Raw genomic sequence first — 22,513 nt, forward strand, 5'->3', positions numbered from 1 at the left:
AAGCCAAGCGCACTGTTGTGTATTGGACGGCACTGGAGCCGAAACCACCACTCGCAACGATCTCTCCAACAAGGATTTGGGCCGCGTGCGGCAGGTCACCCGCCCTGCTACCGATTTCTCCAAGGCCGAACCATCCGAAGCCCTTTCTGCGGGAGCGGCAACCACCACGGCAACAACCGATCCGTTTTCGCAACCATCCGCCAATATGAGTTTCGAGCGCGGCTATGATTTCAAGCTGGGCAATGCGCTGTTTCAGAAGCTGTGGGTGTCATCGCCGTCCTCCACGCAGGCGTCTGACGGGCTGGGCCCGCTTTACAATGCGCGGTCTTGTCAGACCTGCCACATCAAGGATGGGCGTGGGCGTCCACCGGTCGGTGATGAAGATGCGGTGTCGATGTTTCTGCGCCTTGCCCGCCCTGCCCGTACGCCTGACGAGATGAAGGCAATCGCTGACCATGATGTGCTGAATTTTCCCGATGCGACCTATGGCGGGCAGCTTCAGAACCTTGCCGTTCCGGGAATGAAGGCTGAGGGCAAGCTTGCCGTTTCGTACGAGGAGCAGCCGGTGACGCTAGGCGATGGCGAAACCGTATCGCTCCGCAAGCCGACCTACCACATAGACGAGCTGAATGACGGGGCGCTGGAGCCTGATACGACACTGTCCCCGCGCATCGCCCAGCCGACGCTGGGTCTGGGCCTCATCGAGGCCATTGCGGATGAGGATATTCTGGCCAATGCCAGGCCTGACGGCGGCAGACCGGCATGGGTGCGCGACCACCGCAATGGCGCGCTGAAGATCGGTCGGTTCGGCTGGAAGGCGCAGAATGCCAGCGTGCGGGATCAGGCGGCGAGCGCGCTGTCTCACGATATCGGCATTTCCTCACCGGATGCGCCAAACGCCTTTGGCGACTGCACGGACAAGCAGACCGACTGTCTGGCCATGCCGACCGGTGTGCAGAAGCGGCTGGGCGATGTGGAAGCGCCTTCTCCCGTGCTTGATCTGATGACGTTCTACACCGAAAATCTGGCCGTGCCGGCGCGCCGCAATGTCGATGACCCCCAAGTTCTGCGTGGTAAGCAGCAATTCTACGCGGCGGGATGTGCATCCTGTCACATGCCGAAATTCGTGACGAAGCGCGATGCCAACGACCCGCTGCATTCCTTCCAACTGATATGGCCGTATTCCGATTTTCTGCTGCACGATATGGGCGATGGCTTGGCGGATGGTCAGCAGGTGGGCGAGGCCGGTGGACGCGACTGGCGTACCCAACCGCTCTGGGCCATCGGGTTGACGCAAGCCGTGAATGGCAATGGTTTTTATCTACATGACGGGCGGGCGCGCAGCCTGACCGAAGCGATCCTGTGGCATGGTGGCGAGGCGCAAAAGTCGCGCGATGCTTTTGTCGCCTTGCAAAAGTCCGACCGGCAGGCTTTGCTGACATTTCTGGAGTCTCTTTGATGGAAAACGCGATGCGAAAATTTCATGCCCTTCTGCCGCTCGCGTTTCTGATGAGCTTTGGCACGGCGCTGGCGCAGGATGTGGAACTGATGCCGCCACCGCCGCTCGACCCGGTGAAGGTGCGCAGCGTGATGGAAAAGGCCGTGGATGGCTTCATCCGTCCCGGCTATGACGGGTTTCGCGATAGCGCCAAGGCGCTGACGGACAAGATGCAGGCGCTGTGCGCCGCGCCTTCCGCTGACACGATGGCGGCAGCGAAAGCGGGCTTTGCGGATGCGACCCACGCATGGGCGGGTATCGAGATCGTGCGCGTCGGCCCCGTCATCGAGCAGAACCGGTTCGAGCGGGTTCTCTATTATCCCGACAAAAAAGGGCTCGGCCTCAAACAGGTACAAAAATACCTTTTGGACAAGGATGAGACCGTGACGACGCCGCAGGGATTGCGGGCAAAAAGCGTTGCGGCACAGGGCTTTGGTGCGCTCGAATATGTGCTTTATGGCACTGGTTCCGATGATGTGACGGTTGAGAAAAACAGTTTCCGCTGCCGTTATGGCGCTGCCATTGCAGGCAATATCGCCAATATCGGCACCGAACTTTCCGATCTCTGGGACGCGCCTGACGGGACGGCAAAGAACTGGAAGGAACCGGGGCCTGACAATCCGGTGTTTCGTGACGAGCGCGAGGCGCTTGTGGCCCTGCTGGGTATTCTGGTGCATGGCTCGGAAGCCATTCGCGACCAGCGCATCGAGACCTTCTACAAGGGTCCCGATAATGCCAAATTTCCGCGCACCGCGATCTACTGGCGCTCCGGCCTGACATGGAAGAGCATTGGCGACAATGTGTCCGCGGTACAGGGTTTGTTGCACAAGGCTGGCATGAGCGATCTTCTGCCGCCCGACCAGCGCTCCATCATCGGCTCCATCGACTTCATCGCCAAATCCATAGTCCGCGTCTCCGGCAACATCGAGCCTGACGTCGAAAAGGCGCTTGGCGACGACAAGGAGCGCGCCAAGGTGGATTATCTGCTGCTGAACGGCAAGGATTTGATCTACCGCATCAACGACCAATATGGTGGCGCTATCGGCCTGAGCTCCGGCTTTTCCTTTGCGGACGGGGACTGAACCGTGGCGCGCGACAAGCGACTGCTGATCGACCGGCGCGCCTTCATCAAGGCGGCGGGATTGCCGTTTCTGGCGTCGCTTGCGCCGCGCTCGCTCTACGCGCTGGAGCAGACGGATGCGGTCTTCGCATCGGCGTTCCGCGACCGCGATGGCGCTTATGGTGTGGCGACGGTGAGCGAGGCGGGCGAGATCATCGACCGGCTGGTACTCCCCGCCCGCGCCCATGGCATGGCGACCAGCCGTGCCACCGGGGTTACGGTTGCCTTTGCGCGCAGGCCCGGCACCTTCTTCATGGCCTTCGACCCGGCGAAACGCCGCGAACCCATCGTCATGCACACGCCGGAGAACCGCCACTTTTACGGCCATGGACAGTTTTCGCCTGACGGCTCCATCCTCTACGCCAGCGAAAACGACTTCGACCGCAATCGCGGTGTGATCGGCCTCTACGATACCCGCGACGGCTTCAGGCGCATCGGCGAATATGATGCGCGCGGCATCGGCACGCACGACATGACGGTGAGCGACGACGGGCGGATGATCATCATCGCCAATGGCGGCATCGAGACCCACCCGGATTTTGGGCGTACGAAACTGAACCTCGATGCGATGCAGCCTTCTCTGGTGCTGCTGGATGCGGCCACGGGACGGTTGATCCAGAAACACGGCCTTGCAAAAGATCTCAGCCAATTGTCCACCCGGCATGTGGATCTCGGTAACGACGGGCGCATCTGGTTTGCCTGCCAGTATGAGGGACCGCGCAATGCCATGCCGCCGCTGGTGGGGCATTTTTCCAAAGGCGACGATCTGCGTTTCATCGAACTTCCCGAGGAAACGACGACGCGGCTGGCCAATTATGTCGGCGCTATCGCCGTCAACCGGCGCGATGGTATCGTCGGGATCACGTCTCCGAATGGCAATTCCACCGTGATGCTGGACGAGAAAAACGGCACGGTTGTTGGCGAGACGACGCTGCGTGAAGCTGCGGGTGTTGCCGCTGCCGAAAAGGGCATTGTCACCTCGTCCTATGACGGGCAATTTGGGGCGAAAATCAGTCCTGTCGCGTGGGATCAGCATATCGTCCGGCTTGCCGGATGAATTGCTGAAATAACACCGGAACAGAAGGAACGTCTGTGCATTTCATGCCTATGAAAAAAGCGCTGGTCTATCTCATTTTCGTTTTGGCAGTCGTCACCATCGGTGCGCTGATTGGCATGAACAACGTGCCCGGTGAATGGTATCAATCGCTCAACAAACCTTTCTTCAACCCGCCGAACTGGATTTTTGGGCCGGTCTGGACCGCGCTCTACATCATGATCGCCATTGCCGGTGCGCGCACGTGGCTGCAAAGCCGCATGGGCGGGCGCATGCAGCTGTGGGGCAGCCAGATGCTGCTGAACTTCATGTGGTCGCCGATCTTCTTTACGATGCAGAGCCCCATCGGTGCGCTCATTCTCATCGTGCCGATGCTGATCTGCGTCATCGCCTTTATCATCATGACATCCACGCGCGACCGCATCTCCATGTGGCTCTTCGTGCCCTATGCGGTGTGGGTAGCCTTCGCCACTCTGCTGAACGCCAGTATCGTTTATCTGAATTAGCGAACCTTGCGCCCTTGCCTTGTGGTCATCCACACGCCATGTTTTCAATCTGAAACAAGGAAAGGCAGGGGAATGGATTTCACCGATCCCGGCGATTATCGCCAGCGGATAAGCAAGAGCTTTGCACGTCAGGGCGTCGTTCAGGCCATCAATGCCGAAATATCGCGCATCGAGCATCGGCTGGTGGAAATCGAGCTGCCGTTTCACCCAAAACTCACCCAGCAGCACGGCATTCTGCATGCGGGCGTCATTGCTGCAGCGTTGGACACCGCCTGCACCTATGCCGCCTATACGATCATCGAGCCGGAGACATCGCTGCTGACCATCGAGTTCAAGGTCAACCTGATGTCGCCCGGGCGTGGCGAGCGGTTTCTGTTTCGCGGTGAAATCACCAAACCTGGCAGCAACATCATCGTCGCAGACGGTCGCGCCTATGCGCTGTCGGATGGTCCAGCGAAACTGATCGCCTCGATGACCGGCACGATGATGGTGATGAAAGGCCGCGAAGGGTTCGATGAATGAGTTATGAGACTGTGGATGTGGCGGGCAAGTGCCTGCTGTTCGTCATGGCAGCCGATGCCGAATATGGCCCGCATCTGAAGGCCCGTTTCAAGCCGCTTATGACGGGTGTCGGCCCGGTGGAGGCGGCAGTATCGCTAACGGCGGCACTGGCGGAGCTTAAAGCCACTGGCAGTCTTCCCCATCTCGTCGTCTCGCTCGGTTCTGCCGGCTCCCGCGTGCTGGAACAGGCGGAGGTCTATCAAGCAACGTCCGTCTCCTACCGCGATATGGATGCGTCCGCCTTCGGTTTCGAGAAGGGCTGCACGCCGTTCCTCAATTTGCCCGCCGAAGTTTCCCTGCCGCTGCGCATTCCGGGCGTGGCGCAAGCGCGGTTGTCCACCGGTGCCAATGTGGTTTCCGGTGCTGCCTATGACGGGGTGGACGCCGACATGGTTGAGATGGAAACGTTTGCGTTATTGCGCGCCTGCCAGCGCTTTGACATTCCGCTTATCGGGCTCCGTGGAATCTCGGACGGAAAGGCGGATGTGAGCCATATTTCCGACTGGACGGAGTATCTGCATGTGATCGATGAGAAGCTGGCCGACGCTGTGGACAGGCTGCTTAGCGCGATAGAAGACGGCAGCATTTCGCTCTAAATCTCTTGCGCAACCGCTTATTTTCTGGCTTTTCAGGCCATGTCACGGGTTGCCTAAAGCCCCGGATTTCTTTAAAGGCTCGCCATGACCCAGATAGCCCATCCCGACAGCATCCTCATCATCGATTTTGGCAGCCAGGTGACGCAGCTTATTGCGCGCCGTGTTCGCGAAGCCGGAGTCTATTGCGAAATCCACCCGTTCCAGAATGCCGCAGAGGCATTCGAGAAGCTGGCACCCAAAGGCGTGATCTTCTCCGGCGGCCCGGCATCGGTGACGGCAGAGGGAAGTCCACGCGCACCGCAGGCGGTGTTTGATTCCGGCATTCCGATCCTTGGCATCTGCTATGGCCAGCAGACGCTATGCACCCAGCTGGGAGGCACGGTCGAAGGTGGCCATGCAGCCGAATTCGGTCGCGCCGATATTGAGATCAAGAAGGCAAGCCCGCTATTTGACGGTTTCTGGGAGCTGGGCGGACGTTACCCGGTGTGGATGAGCCATGGCGACCGCGTGACGCAATTGCCGCACGGCTTCGAAGTGGCCGCGACCTCCGAGAACGCGCCGTTTGCCATCGCCGTCAATGAAGAGCGCCGCTATTACACCACGATGTTCCACCCCGAAGTGATGCATACGCCTGATGGTGCCAAGCTGCTGTCCAACTTCGTGCACAAGATCGTTGGTCTGAAATCCGACTGGACCATGGCTGCATACCGCGCCGAGATGATCCGAAAAATCCGCGAGCAGGTGGGCACCGAGCGCGTGCTCTGCGCACTGTCCGGTGGCGTTGATTCCTCCGTTGCAGCCATCCTCATCCATGAAGCGATTGGCGACCAGCTGACCTGCGTCTATGTCGATCACGGCATGATGCGACTTGCCGAAAGCGAGCAGGTCGTCAGCATGTTCCGCGACCACTATAACATTCCTCTGGTGCATGTGGAGGCATCCGACCTGTTCCTGACGGAGTTGGCCGGTGTTTCCGACCCGGAGGTGAAGCGCAAGACCATCGGTCGCCTGTTCATCGAAACCTTCGAGGCCGAAGCTGCCAAGATCGCATCCGACGGCAAGGGCGCACCGGCATTTCTGGCGCAGGGTACACTGTACCCCGACGTCATCGAAAGCGTGTCCTTCTCCGGCGGCCCATCCGTCACCATCAAGAGCCACCACAATGTCGGCGGTCTTCCAGAGCGCATGAACATGAAGCTGGTGGAGCCGCTGCGTGAACTCTTCAAGGACGAAGTGCGCGTGCTTGGCCGCGAACTCGGCCTGCCCGAAAGCTTCATCGGCCGCCACCCGTTCCCCGGTCCGGGTCTCGCCATCCGCTGCCCCGGCGTCGTGACGCGCGAAAAGCTTGATATTCTACGCAAGGCAGACGCGGTCTATCTGGACGAAATCCGCAAGGCCGGTCTCTACGACATCATCTGGCAGGCCTTCGCCGTACTGCTGCCGGTCCAGACCGTGGGCGTCATGGGCGATTACCGCACCTACGACTTCGTTTGCGCGCTGCGCGCCGTGACCTCCGTAGACGGCATGACGGCGGATTTCTATCCCTACGACATGAACTTCCTCGGACGCACCGCGACCCGTATCATCAACGAGGTCAAGGGCATCAACCGCGTGGTCTATGACGTGACGAGCAAGCCGCCGGGTACGATCGAGTGGGAATAACAAAAGGCGGTTTTCTATATCCGTTTGCTTGTTCTCATTTTGTTCTTTTTGTTTATACTAATTGATGGTAGCTTTCTGGCCTTGGCATGAGGCCAGGGAGCATCACCATGGGCGATAGTGCAGCATCAGCGGATCAGCTGCGGCAACTGTCTTTTGACTGGCTTGCGCCTCATCCCGTGACGGGCCATAACCGGCAGAAACTTAGCAAACTGTTGCTAATGACAAAACCACCAAGCGCTGTTTCTGAGACAATATTCCGCGACGCTGCGAGACATGCTCTGGGCCGGACGACGCGGAGCGCTTATCCTGCCGAACTTTTACATCTCAGCTTGCTCTGTATTGGCGTATTTCAAACCCGTCCTGACAAGCTGATTGCACACCTTGCCGCAGCGCTACGAGATTTTTCTGCGCAACCAGTCCCCATGACTATGGACACGGTAACTCACTTCGGAAATCGTAAGAGTCTCGCTTTGAAGAGTACGTCCGCGATTCCAGAGATGACGTGCCTCACACAGATGCTGCAAGCGAGGTTGCGCTCACACAATGTGCCTCACATATGCCAAAGCGCTTTCACGCCGCATGTGACAATCATTTACGGATGTGGGGAGATAGAGCCGATGCCCGTATCGAAAGCATATGGCTGGACTGTAAGCGACTTTGAACTCGTCTTCAGTCACTATGGCGACGCCCTGCATGAACGATGCGGACGGTGGCGCTTACGGGCTGATAGCCGTGACTATCGGGCCATTGCCGAACAAATGAAATTCCCGCAATGGCAATAATCTATCAAAAGTGGAGATATGCAGGCTTTACGTCCGTGCATCGGACGTGGGCGACATGCGAAGCACCAATTCAGGTACGCAAGTCCACCACAAAAGGCGTATTTCGCCTTCTGCCAAGGCGAGGCCATCATGCCTCGCCAGCGTCAATTCAAGATTAGAGCTGAACCTTGTCGAAAGCCTTGCGGTCGATGCCGAGGGCGTCGAGGTCTGCGCCTGCTGGCTTGCGGTGGGAACGGACAGCGGCGGATACTGCAAGAGCCGCACCGAAAACGGCAAAGGTTTCGCCAAAGAATTTACGGGATGTCTTAGCAACGTTACGCATGTGGGTCTCTCCTTCGTGTTGCCCAGAATATGAGCAATCGAAGGCTTTTGCACAACTCATGATATAGCAGGCAAGCCATGCAGCTTAGCTCGAACTCGTTTGGATGACAGCCCATGCAAATTTGCATGGCTGGATGGATATTGAACGCGGCGGCTATTTTGCTATTCATTGGGAAGAGCATGAAAAGGCTGATGATATGACGGTTACGATTTACGGTATCAAGAACTGCGACACGATGAAGAAGGCCCGCAATTGGCTGGAAGCTGAAGGCATTGAATACGCGTTTCATGACTATAAAAGCGCCGGGATCGATGCGGCCCATCTCAATGCCTGGTGCGATGCCGCCGGGTGGGAAACGGTTCTGAACCGCGCTGGCACCACCTTCAAGAAGCTGGATGAAGCAGAGAGGACAGACCTCAACCGCGAAAAGGCGATTGCGTTGATGCAGGCGCAACCTTCCATGATCAAGCGTCCGGTTCTGGAGGCCAATGGTAAGATCACGGTTGGCTTCAAGCCGGACACCTATGCGGCGCTGTTCGGTTAGGCGAGCCCCATGTCGAAGACGACGCGCGCCACGCAGGTGCTGACCAAGGCCGGTATTTCTTTCACCACCGTGACCTATGAATACGACCCGAATGCCGAGCGCATCGGTCTTCAGGCGGCGGAGGCCATCGGGGCTGAGCCGCATCTGGTTCTGAAAACCCTGATGGCGGAGGTGGATGGCAAGGCAGTCTGCGTTGTCGTGCCATCTGACCATGAGGTCAGCATGAAGAAGCTGGCAGCGGCCTTTGGCGGCAAATCTGCGCAGATGATGAAGCCTTCCGATGCCGAACGCGCGACGGGGTATCATGTCGGCGGCATCAGCCCCTTCGGGCAGAAAAAGCAGGTGCCGACGGCCATCGAGGTGCAATCCATGGGCCATGATCTCGTCTATATGAATGGCGGACAGCGGGGATTGCAGGTGCGCCTTTCGCCCAAGGATGCGCAATCCGTTTTGAAATCCATTAAGGCACCGCTGGTCAGCGAATAGCAGAAATCCGGTTGGCTTTCGCAACGAATGGGCTATGTTTTGCGCCTCCTATTGAAGCATATGAAGGCGCATCATGACAGTTTCTCCCATCGATCCCGTCAAACTCGAAAAACTGGCCGAAGTTGCCGTCAAGGTCGGGCTGCAATTGCAGAAGGATCAGGATCTGGTCATCACGGCGCCGCTGGCAGCATTGCCTTTGGTACGGTTCTTGACCAAGCACGCTTACATGGCAGGCAGCGGTCTGGTGACGACCTTCTATTCCGACGAGGAAACGACACTGGCGCGTTACGCCCACGCCAGCGACGCCAATTTCGATAAGGCCTCCGGCTGGCTCTATGAGGGCATGGCGAAGGCCTATGCCAATGGCGCGGCACGGCTGGCGATCTCCGGCGACAACCCCATGCTGCTGGCCGACGCAGACCCCGCCAAGGTGGCACGCGCCAACAAAGCCAATTCTACCGCTTACAAACCAGCGTTGGAGAAGATTTCCAACTTCGACATCAACTGGAACATCATCTCCTACCCCAACCCATCCTGGGCCAAACAGGTATTCCCCGGCATCCCCGAAGACGAGGCCGTGAAGAAGCTGGCGGACGCGATTTTTGCAGCGTCCCGCGTCGATCTGGCCGACCCCGTGACTGCTTGGGCGGAGCACAATGCCAATCTTGCCAAGCGCTCCAAATGGCTGAATGGTGAGCGTTTCGCCTCGCTACACTTCACTGGCCCCGGTACGGATGTGACCATAGGCTTGGCCGACAGCCATGAATGGCATGGCGGCGCGTCCATGGCCAAGAACGGTGTGACCTGCAACCCCAACATCCCGACCGAAGAGGTCTTCACCACACCGCATGCGCTGCGGGTGGATGGCTATGTCTCCAGCACCAAGCCTCTGTCGCATCAGGGAACGCTGATCGACAATATCCAGGTCAAGTTCGAGGCAGGCCGCATCGTGGAGGCTAAGGCGTCCCGTGGTGAAGAGGTGCTGAACAAGGTGCTGGATACGGATGAAGGCGCGCGGCGCCTGGGCGAAGTGGCGCTGGTGCCGCATTCCTCACCCATTTCGGCCAGCGGCATTCTGTTTTACAACACGCTGTTCGATGAAAATGCCTCGTGCCACATCGCGCTCGGTCAGTGCTATTCCAAGTGCTTCCTCGATGGTGCGTCGCTCAGCCAAGACCAGATCAAGGCACAAGGCGGCAATTCCAGCCTGATCCACATCGACTGGATGATCGGCTCCGACAAGGTCGATATCGACGGTGTCAGAGCAGATGGCTCGAAGGTACCTGTGATGCGCAAGGGCGAGTGGGCCTGATAGGCCCTATCGTGGTGCCTGACTTTTCTGGCTCAGCCAGACACTGAACAGCACCATGATGAAACCGGCAATCTGTGCTGGCGCGAGGTTTTTGATCGAGCGCCAGCCAGCATAGAGGCGTGGCGTTCACATGGCTGAAGAAAACAAGGCCGTCGCGGTGTGGAGCCTACCAGCCATCTGCAGAAAATTGGCTCACGAAAATAGATTTCCACCGTCGATGCCTAAGTGACAGCATATATGGAAAATCCGTGCCTTTGATGATGCCATGAGCACGAGCGACCAAGGGCGCTTGAGCCGGGAACTAAAACAGACTGCCCTGCCCGGCGGGGCCTGATGGAGTGGTTTTAACCGCCTTTTTCTTCGGCACCTGTGCCACAGCGTCATCAGGCGACGAGGCCTCGCCTGCAGCGATTGCGGAGACAAATCCATCCGCGAATTCCATCGAAAGGATGGCACCGTTTTCGATGGCGGCAGCACGCGTCAGCGGGCGGTTGTCCTCATCGCGGATGACGGCGTAACCGCGTTTCAGCACGTTCTTGTAAGACAGCGATTGCAGGATGCGGTCGTGGGCGGCGAGGCCGGAGCGGTTTTGCGACATGCGGTGCAGAACGGCGGTATCGGTGCGGCGGGTGGCGGTGGCCACCCTCTCCTTCTGGCGCTCCAGCTGGCCGAGGAGACGGGCGGGCAAAGCACGCAGCGACGAGTCCGACGATGAGACGCGCGATTGCGCTTGCAGCAAGCGGCGTTCCACCAGACTTTCGGCGCGCTGCATGCGCTCCTGAATACGCTGGCGTTGCTGTTTCAAGCCATGGGCAAGCACATCCGGGCGCAGGCCTGAAGCCGTGCGCTCGAAGCTGCGGCGTTTGTTGAGTGTGTTGAGTTCCAGCCCGCGACCGAGACCGATGGCTGCCTCATCGAAACGGCGGCGTGGCAGGGCCAGCAATTGATCGAGCGATGGCAGCGCACGCACGAGCGCGCGCACGCCTTGGCGGCGATTGTCCATCTGGCGCGACATGGAGCCGGAGAGACGGGCGGAGAGACCTGCAAGCTGCGCTTCCAGATCGGCCCTGACAGGCACGGCCATTTCGGCGGCACCCGTAGGTGTTGGCGCGCGGACATCGGCGGCGTGGTCGATGAGTGTCGTATCGGTCTCGTGGCCAACGGCTGATATCAGCGGTATCTGGCTTTCGGCGGCAGCGCGCACAACGATTTCGTCGTTGAAGCTCCACAAATCTTCCAGACTACCACCGCCGCGCGCGACGATCAGCACATCGGGACGCGGAATGGCTCCGCCGATCTCGAACGCATTGAAGCCCCTGATGGCATTGGCCACCTCTTCGCCCGAGCCTTCGCCCTGCACTTTGACCGGCCAGACCAGCACATGCACGGGAAAACGATCGGAAATGCGGTGCAGAATATCGCGAATGACGGCGCCGGTCGGCGAGGTCACGACGCCGATGACCCTTGGCATATAGGGCAGACGGCGCTTGCGCGTCTGATCGAACAACCCTTCGGCGGCGAGCTTGCGGCGGCGCTCTTCCAGCAGCGCCATCAGCGCACCGGCACCGGCAGGCTCCAGGCTTTCAATGACGATCTGGTATTTGGACGAGCCGGGGAAGGTGGTGATCTTGCCGGTGGCGATGACCTCCATGCCCTCTTCCGGGCGGAACTTCAGCTTGGAAAAACTCCCCTTCCAGATGACGGCATCGATGCGGGCGCGGTCGTCCTTCAGCGAGAAGTAAGCATGCCCCGACGTATGCTGGCCGCGATAACCGGAAATTTCGCCGCGCACCCGAACCTGATCGAACGCGGTTTCCACCGTACGCTTGATGGAGCCTGATAGCTCCGACACCGAAAACTCGGCAAGGTTGGTGAGAGGCTGGCTGAAAATATCGCTCATGCCCGTTTCTACCCCATGGCCCGCGATTCGCAAATCGGCTTCATGACGCGGATTTGACAATTTTCTGACGATTAAATTTCACAAAATTGCAACAATCTGATATCTTGACGGTTGGAAGAGGAGAAATAAGGGCTTTTGAGGATGACGGTGCCTTTCCTCAGGCCCTCTGGAGGAGGAGCGGCATCATGGTATTTGTTCTCGGAATCTCACTTGGCGTAGCTGCACTTGCTTTGCGCTCTCTGACGGCTGTCGCCGCCACGGGCATCCTGATTGCCATTGCGTTCGCGGTAGCAGCTCTCGTTTCTGCATCCGGCGTGCATGTTTTATCGCTTTTGATTGCACTGGCCGGTTACAATGTCGGTATCGCTGGCGCGTTTGGCGCAATGTTGGTGATGCGCGGCATGCGCACCGCTTAATCTCTAGCGACGCCTCAGGTTTGCGTTAGAATGCGTTTCGAGGGTCTTGAAACGGAATGTAAACGCGTGAACTTACCAGCATTCATTGTGATCACTGTTTCCTTCACTGTGCTGGATGGTTTGCTGACCCTCGCCCTATCGACTGGTTCAGGCTTGGATATTGTGTTTGCGCGCTTGCTGAGTGTGGCGATTACGCTGCCCTGTCTCGCCTATACCCTAAACCGCCTACAACGAGCCGCCCCTGTGGGCGGCGTTTTGTTGATGATCGTCAGTGTCATCAGCACATGCGTCAGCTTCGGCGTTTTTGCGCTGATCATCAGCCGAAACCCGTTCGTGCAATGGCCGATAGCTTTCATTGCTGCGTCGTTTGGTGGCCTCGCTCTCGCCGTTACGGGCTATCTAAGAGCGAGGAAAAGGTTGGGTCGCGGACTTTAGACCGTTTCCCAGCCATCCTTGTCGGCAGCGCGGTAGATCGCGTCGATAAAGCGCTGACTGTTCTTCGAGCTTTCCAGCGACACGACCTCCGCCTCACCACCGCTTGCCGCAGTGGCGAACGCTTCGATCTCCCGGCGATACTGACGGCTATCCTGAAAGCGGAAGATTTGCGATTGGCCGTGGGTCTGGTTGGTGAGTTCCACTTCTTCCGCACCCCACCGATCTGCGTTGAAGGGTGATTTGACCTCGATATAACCTTCGGTCCCGTGCAGCACCATGAGCTGGCGTGCAGCGAGCTGTGTCGAGATATAGAAGCTGAGTTCGAAATCGCCGAAATCCGCTTTTACGCTGGCGTAGATATCCGTGCCGAATTCCGGGTCACGCTCGACCACGGCTTGAACGCACTTCGGCTCTTTGCCGGTGGCAAAGCGGGTGGTGATGGTCGGATAAACGCCGATATCCGGAAGCGCTCCACCGCCGAGTTCGGGAATGTTGCGCATATTGCCAGGATCGCGGTTGAAATAGGTGAAAGAGCCCTGGACGTGCTTGAGCGTACCGATGGAGCCCGAGGCCAACAGCTCACGCACCTTCAGCCACACCGGTGCATAGGTCACCATATAGGCTTCTGATATCAGCACCTTGTTGCGGTCTCGTGCGGCAATCAGGCTGTCGATTTCTTCGGCCTTGAGCGCAATCGGCTTTTCGCACAGCACATGCTTGCCCGCATTCGCGGCCTTGATGGACCACTCCACATGCTGGGCTGTGGGCAGCGGGATGTAGACTGCGTCGATGACATCAGAGGCCAGCATTTCCTCGTAGGAACCGAAAGCATGTGGCACGGAGAAGCGGTCGGCGAGCTGCCGCGCCTTGTTCACGTCGCGACTGGCGATGGCGGTGACGACGGCGTTTTCCGCATCCTGAATGGCGGGAATGACGAGCTCCCGGCCGATTTTCGCCGTCGATAGAATTCCAAAACGCAACATGCTTGCCTCCACTGTGATGGGCGGCACCTTATCACGACAGAGCGGGCACGCAACCATTCGACACGTCCAGGTGCATGAATCACAATGATGGCTGAAAATGTCCTCTCTTCGGCGCAACCTGTACTTTCGGCTTCTCAGCGAATGGGAAAGACTGTAATCATCAGAAATCGGAGGTACAGAAAATGTCCCATTCACACACAGCACTTCTGGTTATCGATGTGCAGGAATCCTTTCGGCATGCGCCCTATTTCGATGAAAGCGGCCTGCCTGCCTATCTCGCCGCTCAGCAAAAGCTGATCGACGGCGCTGAGGCGGCGGGGATTGCCGTCATCCAGATCTTCCATGTCGATGGTGACTGGGCCTTTGCCGAAGACAGCGGCTTCATCCGCGCATTGGAGGGCATTCGCATCGAGCCCACCGTAACGTTTCGTAAGAACCGCCATTCGGCCTTTATCGGCACGGGTCTCGATGTGTGGTTGACCCAGCACGGCATCAAAAGGCTGGTCATCTCCGGCATTCGCACCGAGCAATGCTGCGAAACTACGACGCGGCAGGGGTCCGATCTGGGCTACAGTGTGGATTTCGTGACCGAGGCGACGCTGACTTTTCCGATGACGCATGCCTCCGGCACGGTGTTTTCGGCAAAGGATATCGCCATGCGCACCGAACTCGTGCTCTCGGGTCGCTTTGCTCGCATCGTGACCGTGGACGAGGCGTTGCAGGCGCAGAAAGAAGCGGCCTGATGACGACTGGCGGCGGTCTGCAAACCAGGAGCATCCCAGTTTTCGTGGTGCTGCCGCCGCAAACGCTGTTGCTGGATGTTGCGGGGCCGCTGGAGGTGCTCCGTTACGCCAACGAGCAGCAGGATGCCGTAAGGTTCGACTGCAAATATGTCGCAGCAGCCAAGACCCAGACGACGACCATCGGGCTTTCGCTGGCCGGGCTGGAGGCCTTGCCGGAAGTGCTGCCCGAGAATGCCATGGTGCTGATTTCCGGCGGCTCGTTAATGGAAACGATGCACGCTGGGTCAAGGCGGGAGCGGCGCGATCTGGCAGACTGGCTGCGGCAGACAGTGCGGGACGACACCACCATCGTCTCCATCTGCTCCGGCGCGCTGATTGCCGCCGAAGCCGGTGTCTTCGATGGTCATCAATGCACCACCCATGCCGACTGCATGGGTGAATTGCGACGGATCGCGCCCTTGGCGCAGGTGCTGGACAACCGTCTATTCGTGGAAGACAAGAGGTGCTTTTCCAGTGCTGGCATTTCCACCGGCATCGATCTGTTGCTGCACATTGTGTCGTCCCTCACCAGCCCGGTGATTGCCGCGCGTATTGCGCAGATCATGGTCATCTATATCAGGCGCACCGCGAATGATCCGCAGATATCGCCCTGGCTTTCGGGCCGCAACCACATTCACCCCTCCGTCCACAAGGCACAGGATGCCATCGTCGCAAATCCCGCTGCCGAATGGTCGCTAGGTCGCCTTGCCAAGGCGGCGGCCTTGAGCGAACGGCATCTGTCGCGGCTGTTTCGTGAACATACCGGCGTCAGCGTGGTGGACTACATCAACCTGATGCGCGTCAACCTTGCCCGCGATATTCTCGCCCATTCCAGGCTCGATATGGAAGCGGTGGCCGAACGCTCTGGCTTTGCCTCTGCCCGCCATCTTCGGCGTGTGTGGCAGCAGCATCATGATGCGCCGCCCAGTTTTTACCGAACCCTTTCTTCCTGAGCATCGTTTCCATCACGCAAGCCACGGCCAGCCATCAAGGAAATTCAATGGTGATGCCTGCATGCGCTTGCTACTGTTGTGAACATCAGAAGAAATAAAGGGAGTATCATCCGTGGAGAAACGTGCGCTTGGCCGGACCGGCCTTTCCATCGCCCCGATCGTCTTTGGCGGCAACGTCTTTGGCTGGACAGCGGATGAGAAGACCTCCTTCCAGTTGCTGGATGCCTTTTTTGATACAGGCTTCAACACCATCGACACGGCGGATGTCTATTCCGCATGGGTTGATGGTCATCAGGGTGGCGAGTCGGAAACCATCATCGGCAAATGGCTGAAGCACGGCAGCGTGACCCGCGACAAGGCAATCATCGTGTCCAAGGTTGGATACGACAAGGGGCTGAAGGCGGACCGGATCGCTGAGGCGGTCGAGGCCTCGCTGCGGCGCTTGCAGACCGACTACATCGACCTTTATCTGGCCCATAAGCCGGATGCCGTAACACCGATTGAGGAGACGCTTGGGGCTTTCACTAAGCTCAAAGAACAAGGCAAGGTGCGTGCCATCGGCTGCTCCAACTACGATGCGCCGGACCTGCAAGACGCGCTCGATGTTTCCGCCAAAACCGGGCTGGCGCGTTTCGATGTCGTGCAGCCGGAATATAACCTTTACACCCGCGAGAGGTTCGAAGGACCGCTGGCCGAGCTGACCGCGAAAGAAGACATCGGCGTCATCAACTATTACAGCCTTGCCGCAGGCTTCCTCACAGGTAAGTACCGTAGCAAGGCAGATACGGAAGGCGTGGCGCGCTCCTACCGTGTCGGCGATTACGTCAACTCGCGCGGTCTCGATATTCTCGGTGCCATGGACACGATTGCCGCTGAAACCGGGGCAAAGCTGGCCGATATCGCGCTTGCCTGGCTTTTGCGCAAAAAGGCCGTAACGGCGCCGATCGCCAGCGCCACCAGCCTTTCGCAGCTGGAAAGCTTTACGCGCGCCACGGAGCTGAAGCTGACAGACGAGATGGTGGCGCTTCTGGACAAGGCTGGCGCATAATGGATCTCAGCATTCGCGATGCCCGTAGCGAAGACCACGGCCAGTGGCTTAGGCTTTGGCAGGATTACCTTGCCTTCTACAGTGTCGATCTCGCCGACGACGTGACCGCCCACACATGGGCGCGTATCATCGACCCCGCGTCGCGCGTGTCTGCGCGCCTTGCGGTGCTGGATGGACAGGTGGTTGGCTTTGCTATCCACCACTTCCATGACAGCACTTGGGCCAAGACGCCGGATTGCTATCTGGAAGATCTGTTCATCGATGCCACCATTCGCGGCAAAGGCGTCGGTCGTGCCCTGATCGATGACCTGATTTCCATCTGTGAAGAGAAGGGTTGGTCACGCCTCTACTGGCATACCAACGAGGATAATGCCCAGGCCCGCAAGCTCTATGACAGCTATATCAAAAGCGATGGCCATATTCGCTACCGGATCAAGTTCTGATCTCACGCATTTTCTATCGATCCCTGGCTCCCAGCGATCCACCGGACCCGTTGCAACGATGTAAACGGGTGCCGTTTTCAAGGACAGACAGATGCAAAACAGAATTCTCGGAAACAATCTCTCCGTTTCAGCGCTTGGCCTCGGCTGCATGGGCATGAGCCACGCTTACAGCCCATCCGCAGACGAAGCTGCATCCATCGCGACCCTACACCGCGCCGTCGAACTTGGCGTGACCTTCTTTGATACGGCAGAGGTCTATGGACCTCACACCAACGAAGTTTTGGTCGGCAAAGGCTTGAAGCCCCACCGCGACAAGGTCACCATCGCCACCAAATTCGGCTTCAAGATCGATGCCAGCAAGCCAGCCGGACAGATGATGGTGGGTACCGACAGCCGACCTGAGAATGTGCACGCCGTGGCCGATGCCTCCCTCAAGCGTCTGGGCGTCGATGTCATCGATCTCTTCTACCAGCACCGCGTCGACCCCAATGTGCCGATTGAAGAGACGGTCGGTGCCATGGCCGAACTGGTACAGGCGGGCAAAATCCGTCATCTGGGTCTGTCCGAAGCCAATGCAGAAACCATCCGCAAGGCGCACGCCACCCACCCTATCACCGCACTTCAAAGCGAGTATTCGCTGTGGACCCGCGATGTCGAGACAAACGGCGTGCTCGATACCTGCCGCGAACTCGGCATCGGCTTCGTGCCGTTCAGCCCGCTAGGTCGTGGTGTTCTGACCGGCGCGTTGAAGAAGCTCGACGGCCTCTCCGACACCGATTTCCGCCGCTCCCTCCCCCGCTTTCAGGCCGAGAATTTCGACGCCAATCTGGCGCTGATCACGCTTCTTGAAGAGATGGCCGCGGAAAAAGGCGTGACAGCTGGCCAACTGGCACTGGCATGGGTGCTGGCACAAGGCGATTTCATCGTCCCAATTCCCGGCACGACGAAGATCGCCAATCTGGAGAAGAATGTGGCAGCGGCCGATGTTGCGCTGAGTGCGGAGGAGGCTGCGAAGCTGGGTGAGTTACTGTCTCCGGCGAAGGTTGCTGGCGGGCGATATCCCGAGCAGATGGCAGCAATGGCGAATAGATAAGTTATCTATTTGGTTTTATTAAATTTTACACCCTCGCGCCGCAAAAGCTGGAGCGAGGGTGTAAAACCGTTTTAGAACAGTTTGTTAGAGGAAATTCCAGGGATTGCGGCAGGTGAAGATGAACGCACCGAACGAAAATTAAGTGTTCGCTTCCAATGTAGTTGCATATGCAATCATTCGTGATAATGTAGGCCATGTTTGATCATTGTCTCTACTTCAACACCATGGCCTTGAGCCGCCAACTGGAGCGCGTCTGGACTGAGGCTTTCAAGCCTGTCGACCTGACACCCGCTCAAGCCTTTACGCTGCGCGCGGCGCTGAACAAACCCGGTATGTTGCAGAGCGAGTTGGCGGACACGTTGCAAATCGCCAGAGCAACGGCCACGCGAGCGATCGATGGGCTTGAAAAACGCGGTTTTCTGACGCGCCGCACAACCAAGCGTGACAAGCGAGAGTGTGAGATTCACCCGACCGCAGAGGCGGTGGCGCTGCATGCATCGTTGGATGCGGCCAGTGCTGCGGTGACCAAACGTTTGCGAACGGAACTCGGAGACGGGTCCTTCTATCAATTCGTAGACCAGGCAAAGTCCATCAACAGGCAGATAAGCTGATGCCAGACAAATAGTTGCATCGCTAACCATATGGAGAAGAAGATGCCGATTTTGAATGTTAAGGTGAGTGGCGAGCAATCCGAGGAGATGACGGCGAAGATTTCCGCGCTTCTATCGGGGTTGACGCACCGTATTCTGGGCAAGAACCCGGACCTCACAGCCATCACAATCCAATACATCGATCCGCGCGACTGGATCGTGGGCGGCAAGGCTCTGGCCGCACAGGGGAAGTCCAGCGTCTATCTCGACATCAAAATTACAGATGAAACGAATACGAAGGCCGAAAAGGCCGCCTATATCGCCGAGGTATTCGAAGGATTTTCAGCTCTCCTCGGAAATCTTCACGAGGAGAGCTATATCTATGTCGAGGACGTGCGGGCGACCGCCTATGGTTACGGCGGTCTGACCCAAGAGCGGCGTTATCACCACGCCGCTTAGGCGCGTAGAACGCCGCCCGTCGATTTCTCGACATTGACGACGATCTTGGCCGTCAGCGCTTCGAAGTCCTCATCGGTGAGGGTCTTGTCGACCGGCTGGATCTGGACTTCGATGGCGATGGACTTCTTGTTTTCGCCGACGGATGCGCCTTCGAAGACGTCAAAGACATTGACACCTGTGACGAGTTTGCGATCGGCGCTGGTTGCCGCCTTGATGATCAAGCCAGCTTCGACGGAGCGGTCCACCACGAAGGCGAAGTCGCGCTTGACGGTCTGGAACGGTGATAGTTCCAGCGCAGGTTTGGTGCGCGTTGCCTTCTTCTTCGGCTCGGGCATGGCATCGAGATAGATTTCAAAGCCTGCATAAGCGCCGGAGACATCCAGTTCGGAGAGCGTCTTCGGGTGGAATTCACCGAAATAACCCAGGATGACCTTCGGGCCCATCTTGATCGTGCCGGAGCGACCGGGATGATACCAGTTAGGTGCGCCCGCTTCGATCTGCACATTGCTCATCGGCAGTCCGCAGGCTTCGATGACGGCGAGAGCATCGGCCTTGGCATCGTAAACATCCACCGGCTTGCCGCCGCCCTTGGCCGTGTTGGACCACATGCGACCGGAACCAGCCAGCGATGCAGTGCCACGACGAACGCCACCGGCGACGCGACGCTGGGCTTCCGGCGTGTCACCTTCATAGGTGCCGGAGACTTCGAAGATCGCCACATCGCCATAGCCCTTGTCGGCGTTGCGCTGCGCCGCCGTCAAAAGGCCGGGCAGCAGCGAAGGGCGCATGTCCGACATATCGGCTGCGATGGGGTTTGCCAACTTCAGTGCGGGCGAACCGCCGCCGAAGAGCTTGGCCTGTGCTTCGGGAATGAACGACCAAGTGACTGCCTCCAGCATGCCACGGCTTGCAAGAGAACGCTTGGCCGTGCGGGTCCGGATTTGCAGCGTGGTCAGGATACGGCCATTGACGGCACCGAAGCTTTCCAGTGGTTCCGGCTTGATGTTATCGACGCCATGAATGCGCATGACCTCTTCCACCAGATCGGCCTTGCCATCCACATCCGGACGCCATGAGGGAGCCGAGACGCTGACGCGCTCGCCAGAGCCCTCGATGCCGAAACCGAGACCCTTGAGGATATCGAGCGTTTCCTGTGCGGACACATCAAGGCCCGTCAGGCGCTTGACTTCCGACAACGGGAAATCGATCCACTTGGGCTCGAAGCCCTTGTAACCGATGACCTTGGCGTCTGCCGCCATACCGCCGCAGAGTTCCAGCACCAGTTCGGTCGTGCGCTCCAGACCCGGCACCATATATTCGGGATCGACGCCACGCTCGAAACGGTAGCGAGCATCGGTGATGATGCCGAGCGACCGGCCTGTCTTGGCGATGTTGATCGGGTCCCACAGTGCGGATTCGATCAGCACATCCACGGTGTTTTCATCGCAACCCGAGTGCTCACCACCCATGACGCCGCCGATGGATTCGATGCCGTCGTCATCGGCAATGACCACATTGGTGGGCCCAAGCTTGTACTCACGCTGATCGAGCGCGAGAATGGTTTCACCATCCCTGGCGCGGCGAACGACGAGATTGCCCTTGACCTTTGCCGCATCGAAGACGTGCATCGGGCGGCCCTGATCGAAGGTCATGTAGTTGGTAATGTCGACCAGTGCGTTGATGGGGCGAAGTCCGATGGCGAGAAGACGCTGCTGCATCCACTTTGGGCTCGGACCGTTCTTCACGCCACGCACGAGGCGCAGGCCGAAGCCAGGGCACAGTGCGTCGTCATCGAGATCGAGCGTCACATCAACCGGGGTTGCGCCTTCAACCTTGAAAGCTGGAGCAGACTTTGTCTTGAGCGTGCCGAGACCGGACGCTGCAAGATCGCGCGCGATGCCATAGATCGAGGTGCAATCCGGGCGATTCGGCGTCAGGTTGATTTCGATCATGGGATCATCCAGACCGGCATAGGTCGCAAACGACGTACCAACCGGCGCATCGTCAGGCAGATCGATGATCCCGTCATGGCTGTCGGACATGTTGAGCTCCTTTTCGGAACACATCATGCCATGGCTTTCGACACCACGAATCTTGCCGATGGCCAGCGTCACATCAATGCCCGGAACATAGTCCCCCGGACGCGCCAGCGCGCCGATGAGACCGGCACGCGCATTCGGCGCTCCGCAAACGATCTGCACCGGTTTGCCGTCGCCCGCATCGACGCTGAGCACCTTGAGACGATCCGCCTCCGGGTGCTTTTCGGCACTCAGAACCTTGGCGATGACGAAGGGCTTGTAGGCCGCCTTGTCATCGACATCCTCGACTTCGAGACCGATGGCGGTCAGGCGTTCGCAAATCTGTTCCAGGGAAGCATCGGTTTCGAGATGCTCTTTCAGCCAGGAGAGTGTGAATTTCATGTTTATGCGTCCTTAACGGTATTTGTCTCTTCTGGTCGAGCGGTCACGTCAGCTCACCTTGCGGGCTATGCGGCTTGTTGCGGTGCTTTGGCACCCGGTGCTTTCCAACCGAGAAGCATCGCCTTTACGGAAACGCCATCATCGATATCGGGCCACCACACGCCTGAAAACTGCAGCTCAAAATTTGCTCGTTGCTCCGGCGTGGCATCGTTCAGGTATGGGTACCACCAAAGAGGTGCACGAATTTGTCGACCGTCTGCGAGCGTCACAGAAACGAAGTGGTCGTCGCATTCAGCGGCGACGGGCGACATTTCCTCGGTTTCAAATTCCAAAGAACTCATTCCACTTCTCCATCCAATCGGCGCGGCTCTCGTCAATTCTTGCCAGAAACTCCGCAACTTCGCGGTTATTATATCCGTGATTATTGGCGATTTCCATGCTCATCAGCCACACCTTGGCAGACAGCTTACCCTTGACGATATGACCATGGGGAGGCTCCGCTCCATCAGAGGAGCAGAACCGAAACTTGTATTCCATGCCAGATCGTA

26 protein-coding genes are annotated in these 22,513 nt (G+C 58.3%); 20 read left to right on the top strand and 6 right to left on the bottom strand.

Features of this window, described 5'->3' with window-relative positions; translation table 11 throughout:
• The first annotated feature begins 22 nt into the window (after positions 1–22).
• From RRU01S_RS09310 to RRU01S_RS09345, 8 genes are all read left to right on the top strand, one after another.
• On the top strand, positions 23–1,459 hold the full coding sequence (locus tag RRU01S_RS09310) for a di-heme oxidoreductase family protein (protein WP_081880041.1): 1,437 nt from the start codon (positions 23–25) through the stop codon (positions 1,457–1,459).
• Positions 1,459–2,580: an imelysin family protein gene (locus RRU01S_RS09315; RefSeq protein ID WP_045230013.1), complete on the top strand. Its 1,122-nt coding sequence runs from the start codon at positions 1,459–1,461 to the stop codon at positions 2,578–2,580. Before RRU01S_RS09310 ends, RRU01S_RS09315 begins: the two co-directional genes overlap by 1 nt.
• Before the next feature lie 3 nt (positions 2,581–2,583).
• Positions 2,584–3,675, top strand: a complete 1,092-nt coding sequence (locus tag RRU01S_RS09320) for a DUF1513 domain-containing protein (protein WP_045230014.1) — start codon at positions 2,584–2,586, stop codon at positions 3,673–3,675.
• A gap of 50 nt (positions 3,676–3,725) precedes the next feature.
• Positions 3,726–4,178, top strand: a complete 453-nt coding sequence (locus tag RRU01S_RS09325; protein ID WP_045230015.1) for a TspO/MBR family protein — start codon at positions 3,726–3,728, stop codon at positions 4,176–4,178.
• Positions 4,179–4,250: 72 nt separating this feature from the next.
• Positions 4,251–4,700, top strand: coding sequence for a PaaI family thioesterase (locus RRU01S_RS09330; protein ID WP_045230016.1), 450 nt, complete (start codon positions 4,251–4,253; stop codon positions 4,698–4,700).
• Positions 4,697–5,335, top strand: a complete 639-nt coding sequence (locus RRU01S_RS09335) for a 5'-methylthioadenosine/S-adenosylhomocysteine nucleosidase (protein WP_045230017.1) — start codon at positions 4,697–4,699, stop codon at positions 5,333–5,335. The genes RRU01S_RS09330 and RRU01S_RS09335 overlap by 4 nt, the downstream gene beginning before the upstream one ends.
• 84 nt (positions 5,336–5,419) lie before the next feature.
• Positions 5,420–6,997, top strand: a complete 1,578-nt coding sequence (gene guaA, locus RRU01S_RS09340) for a glutamine-hydrolyzing GMP synthase (protein WP_045230018.1) — start codon at positions 5,420–5,422, stop codon at positions 6,995–6,997.
• A gap of 107 nt (positions 6,998–7,104) precedes the next feature.
• Positions 7,105–7,779: a 2'-5' RNA ligase family protein gene (locus tag RRU01S_RS09345; RefSeq protein WP_045230216.1), complete on the top strand. Its 675-nt coding sequence runs from the start codon at positions 7,105–7,107 to the stop codon at positions 7,777–7,779.
• 154 nt (positions 7,780–7,933) lie between these two features.
• Here RRU01S_RS09345 and RRU01S_RS26190 read toward each other — a convergent pair whose 3' ends face one another.
• Complete coding sequence (locus RRU01S_RS26190; protein ID WP_164470680.1) at positions 7,934–8,101, bottom strand: hypothetical protein; 168 nt, start codon at positions 8,099–8,101, stop codon at positions 7,934–7,936.
• A gap of 196 nt (positions 8,102–8,297) precedes the next feature.
• On the opposite strand from RRU01S_RS26190, the gene RRU01S_RS09350 reads away from it, so the two are divergent.
• The 3 genes from RRU01S_RS09350 to RRU01S_RS09360 all read left to right on the top strand — a co-directional run bounded on the left by RRU01S_RS09350 (position 8,298) and on the right by RRU01S_RS09360 (position 10,443).
• Complete coding sequence (locus RRU01S_RS09350) at positions 8,298–8,645, top strand: ArsC family reductase (RefSeq protein ID WP_045230217.1); 348 nt, start codon at positions 8,298–8,300, stop codon at positions 8,643–8,645.
• 9 nt (positions 8,646–8,654) lie between these two features.
• Positions 8,655–9,131: a Cys-tRNA(Pro) deacylase gene (ybaK, locus tag RRU01S_RS09355; RefSeq protein WP_045230019.1), complete on the top strand. Its 477-nt coding sequence runs from the start codon at positions 8,655–8,657 to the stop codon at positions 9,129–9,131.
• Between the two features lie 73 nt (positions 9,132–9,204).
• The gene (locus tag RRU01S_RS09360) at positions 9,205–10,443 is read left to right on the top strand and encodes an aminopeptidase (RefSeq protein ID WP_045230020.1); all 1,239 of its coding nucleotides are present in this window, start codon (positions 9,205–9,207) and stop codon (positions 10,441–10,443) included.
• 301 nt (positions 10,444–10,744) lie between these two features.
• Here the strand turns inward: RRU01S_RS09360 and xseA are convergent, their stop codons facing one another.
• A complete protein-coding gene (gene xseA / locus RRU01S_RS09365; protein ID WP_045230021.1) occupies positions 10,745–12,343 on the bottom strand; it encodes an exodeoxyribonuclease VII large subunit in 1,599 nt (532 codons plus the stop codon).
• Between the two features lie 185 nt (positions 12,344–12,528).
• On the opposite strand from xseA, the gene RRU01S_RS09370 reads away from it, so the two are divergent.
• Both RRU01S_RS09370 and RRU01S_RS09375 read left to right on the top strand, forming a co-directional pair.
• Positions 12,529–12,759 (top strand): hypothetical protein, encoded by a 231-nt coding sequence (locus tag RRU01S_RS09370; RefSeq protein ID WP_045230022.1) that lies wholly within the window; start codon positions 12,529–12,531, stop codon positions 12,757–12,759.
• A gap of 30 nt (positions 12,760–12,789) precedes the next feature.
• On the top strand, positions 12,790–13,194 hold the full coding sequence (locus tag RRU01S_RS09375; RefSeq protein WP_045230023.1) for a hypothetical protein: 405 nt from the start codon (positions 12,790–12,792) through the stop codon (positions 13,192–13,194).
• Here RRU01S_RS09375 and RRU01S_RS09380 read toward each other — a convergent pair.
• Positions 13,191–14,177: a Gfo/Idh/MocA family protein gene (locus tag RRU01S_RS09380; RefSeq protein ID WP_045230218.1), complete on the bottom strand. Its 987-nt coding sequence runs from the start codon at positions 14,175–14,177 to the stop codon at positions 13,191–13,193. The genes RRU01S_RS09375 and RRU01S_RS09380 overlap by 4 nt on opposite strands.
• A gap of 182 nt (positions 14,178–14,359) precedes the next feature.
• On the opposite strand from RRU01S_RS09380, the gene RRU01S_RS09385 reads away from it, so the two are divergent.
• The 7 genes from RRU01S_RS09385 to RRU01S_RS09415 all read left to right on the top strand — a co-directional run bounded on the left by RRU01S_RS09385 (position 14,360) and on the right by RRU01S_RS09415 (position 19,545).
• Positions 14,360–14,920: a cysteine hydrolase family protein gene (locus RRU01S_RS09385; RefSeq protein ID WP_045230024.1), complete on the top strand. Its 561-nt coding sequence runs from the start codon at positions 14,360–14,362 to the stop codon at positions 14,918–14,920.
• A complete protein-coding gene (locus tag RRU01S_RS09390) occupies positions 14,920–15,912 on the top strand; it encodes a GlxA family transcriptional regulator (RefSeq protein ID WP_045230025.1) in 993 nt (330 codons plus the stop codon). The genes RRU01S_RS09385 and RRU01S_RS09390 overlap by 1 nt, the downstream gene beginning before the upstream one ends.
• Before the next feature lie 112 nt (positions 15,913–16,024).
• Positions 16,025–16,960: an aldo/keto reductase gene (locus RRU01S_RS09395; protein ID WP_045230026.1), complete on the top strand. Its 936-nt coding sequence runs from the start codon at positions 16,025–16,027 to the stop codon at positions 16,958–16,960.
• Positions 16,960–17,403, top strand: a complete 444-nt coding sequence (locus tag RRU01S_RS09400; protein WP_045230027.1) for a GNAT family N-acetyltransferase — start codon at positions 16,960–16,962, stop codon at positions 17,401–17,403. The genes RRU01S_RS09395 and RRU01S_RS09400 overlap by 1 nt, the downstream gene beginning before the upstream one ends.
• A gap of 91 nt (positions 17,404–17,494) precedes the next feature.
• Positions 17,495–18,496 carry an aldo/keto reductase gene (locus RRU01S_RS09405; RefSeq protein ID WP_045230028.1) on the top strand — a complete coding sequence of 334 codons (1,002 nt, stop codon included), beginning with the start codon at positions 17,495–17,497 and terminating at the stop codon, positions 18,494–18,496.
• Positions 18,497–18,690: 194 nt separating this feature from the next.
• On the top strand, positions 18,691–19,107 hold the full coding sequence (locus tag RRU01S_RS09410; protein ID WP_045230029.1) for a MarR family winged helix-turn-helix transcriptional regulator: 417 nt from the start codon (positions 18,691–18,693) through the stop codon (positions 19,105–19,107).
• A gap of 42 nt (positions 19,108–19,149) precedes the next feature.
• Positions 19,150–19,545: a tautomerase family protein gene (locus RRU01S_RS09415; protein WP_045230219.1), complete on the top strand. Its 396-nt coding sequence runs from the start codon at positions 19,150–19,152 to the stop codon at positions 19,543–19,545.
• On the opposite strand, the gene pheT is transcribed toward RRU01S_RS09415, so the two are convergent.
• The 3 genes from pheT to RRU01S_RS09430 form a co-directional block, all read right to left on the bottom strand.
• Positions 19,542–21,965: a phenylalanine--tRNA ligase subunit beta gene (pheT, locus tag RRU01S_RS09420; RefSeq protein ID WP_045230030.1), complete on the bottom strand. Its 2,424-nt coding sequence runs from the start codon at positions 21,963–21,965 to the stop codon at positions 19,542–19,544. The genes RRU01S_RS09415 and pheT overlap by 4 nt on opposite strands.
• A gap of 65 nt (positions 21,966–22,030) precedes the next feature.
• Positions 22,031–22,306 (bottom strand): DUF2442 domain-containing protein, encoded by a 276-nt coding sequence (locus tag RRU01S_RS09425; protein WP_045230031.1) that lies wholly within the window; start codon positions 22,304–22,306, stop codon positions 22,031–22,033.
• Positions 22,287–22,502 carry a DUF4160 domain-containing protein gene (locus RRU01S_RS09430; protein ID WP_108722598.1) on the bottom strand — a complete coding sequence of 72 codons (216 nt, stop codon included), beginning with the start codon at positions 22,500–22,502 and terminating at the stop codon, positions 22,287–22,289. The genes RRU01S_RS09425 and RRU01S_RS09430 overlap by 20 nt, the downstream gene beginning before the upstream one ends.
• Between the last annotated feature and the right edge of the window lie 11 nt (positions 22,503–22,513).

Origin of the sequence: Agrobacterium rubi TR3 = NBRC 13261, assembly GCF_000739935.1 — a bacterium.
Lineage (GTDB): Bacteria > Pseudomonadota > Alphaproteobacteria > Rhizobiales > Rhizobiaceae > Agrobacterium > Agrobacterium rubi.